The organism is Aminobacter sp. P4_D5, assembly GCF_056401815.1.
In genome coordinates this window covers 1-560 of record NZ_JBFUIP010001199.1, presented here as the reverse complement: position 1 = coordinate 560, position 560 = coordinate 1, and the positions used below count along the sequence as shown (strand labels likewise).

The 560-nt window shown below is 74.3% G+C and carries 1 protein-coding gene; it reads right to left on the bottom strand.

What is annotated here, in order from left to right:
- The coding region (locus tag AC1DWF_RS37470) for a 2-dehydropantoate 2-reductase N-terminal domain-containing protein (RefSeq protein WP_476843483.1) at window positions 1–560 on the bottom strand (560 nt) is incomplete at both ends.

Sequence of the window (560 nt, the reverse complement as noted above, 5' to 3'; positions counted from 1 at the left end):
GTCAAGGAGCGCGCCCTCCGCGCGTCCGACCGCGATGCATTCGCGCATGAGCGCCAGCATGATCCCGCCGATCGCCTCGTCCCGCGCGACGCCGGCGGGCTTCAGGGTCAGCGCCGACACCGCGCCGGCGCTGTTGACGACGAGCTTGCGCCAGGCCTGCGTGCGGAAATCGGCGGATGTCGAAACGTCGAGCCCGGCGCCGTCGAACAGGGCCACGAAGGCTTTGCCGGCCGGGCCGGCGGGAACGACGAGCGTGCCGCGGCGGCGCTGGCGGACATGGCCGGGCGCCGTCCGCTCGGCCGGCAGGTCCACGATGACGGGGAGCAGCGCCTCAGCCGCGACATGGGCGGCGAAGCGCTCGCGATGCTCGACGCCGTTTTGCAGGATCGCCACGCGGGTCGCGGGGCCGAGCAGCCCCGGCAACCAGGCCGCCACGCCCTCGGTGTCATAGGCCTTGGCGGCGACCAGCACCCAGTCCACCGGACGCGCCCCGGCCGGCGCCAGCAGCACAAGGGGCGTGGCGGAGATCAGCCCCTCCGGCGCGTCGATCCGCAGATGGT